The 1113-nt window shown below is 74.2% G+C and carries 2 protein-coding genes; one reads left to right on the top strand and one right to left on the bottom strand.

Features of this window, described 5'->3' with window-relative positions; all coding sequences use genetic code 11:
- Window positions 1–258, bottom strand: a 258-nt coding sequence (locus AB0M20_RS45120) for a formate/nitrite transporter family protein (protein ID WP_364307790.1), incomplete at its 3' end; no start/stop codon positions are given.
- A 135-nt stretch (window positions 259–393) separates the two neighbouring features.
- Here AB0M20_RS45120 and AB0M20_RS45115 point away from each other — a divergent pair.
- On the top strand, window positions 394–1113 hold a 720-nt coding region (locus AB0M20_RS45115), incomplete at its 3' end, for an LLM class flavin-dependent oxidoreductase (RefSeq protein WP_364307788.1).

Here is a 1113-nt window from a genome sequence, read left to right as displayed (position 1 = left end):
GGTCAGCAGGTGCGAGCCCGCGACGAGGACGAGGACCAGGCCGAGCGTGAAGGCCGCCCCGGTGAACAGCGTCGGCAGACTGCCCCACGTCTTCGGATCCAGCCCGGATGACACGGCGATGGCCACCAGCCCGCCGAAGGCGATGTACGCGCCGGCCAGGAACGAGCCGACCAGCGTCTTGTCCCATCGCAGGTCGGCCTTCTTCACGCCGGTGGCGACGGCAGTGCGGGCGATGTCGGCGGGTTCCTTGGCGGCCATCGCGACTCCTCTGTCGTCCGGCCGCATCGGTCGGCCGGCTGTGCCGAAGCGCATACCCCGGGTCACGGCGGCTATTCCTGCGCCGCGTTGCGCCGGCCCTTGCGCCGCCGGACGCCGGGCAACAGGATCGGAGCCGTGCGGAGCGACCTCGGGTACGGCGCGCACCTGCCGCTGATCGACTTCGACGGCCGGGGCTGGCACCCGGGTCTCCTCGGGTCGTACGCCCGGACCGCGCGTGATCTCGGGTTCGGGGCACTTGCGGTGAACGACCATCTCGTCTTCCGGCGACCGTGGCTGGACGGCCAGGTCGCGCTGGCCGCCGTCGTCGAGCACAGCGGCGACATGGCGCTCACCACGACCGTGGCGCTTCCCGTCGTCCGCGGCCCGGCGGCGGTGGCGAAGTCGGCGGCCGCGCTGGACATCCTCTCCGGCGGCCGCCTGGTGCTGGGCGTCGGTCCCGGTTCCTCCCGGCAGGACTACGACCTCGCCGGCCTGCCGTTCGACGAGCGGTGGTCCCGGTTCGACGAGGCGGTCCGGACCCTGCGCACACACCTGGGCGCCGGACGCGCCCAGCCGCCGGCGGGGACGTTGCAGCCCCCGCCCAGCCGCCCGGGCGGGCCGCCGATCTGGATCGCGAGCTGGGGGTCCGAGAGAGGCGTGGCACGTGTCGCGCGACTCGGCGACGGCTGGCTGGCCTCCGGGTACAACGCGACACCCGCCCGGATCGCCGAAGCCCGCACGGTGCTGGCCGCCGCGCTCGCCCGCACCGGCAAGAACCCGGCCGGCTTCCCGTGCGCCCTCGCCACGGTGTGGACCTACGTCACCGACGACCGCCACGCCGCGGAGAAGCAACTG

The sequence above is a fragment of the Actinoplanes sp. NPDC051633 genome (assembly GCF_040681735.1).
GTDB lineage: Bacteria > Actinomycetota > Actinomycetes > Mycobacteriales > Micromonosporaceae > Actinoplanes.
The sequence above is the reverse complement of the archived record's forward strand: the minus strand, read 5'-3'. Positions and strand labels throughout refer to the sequence as shown.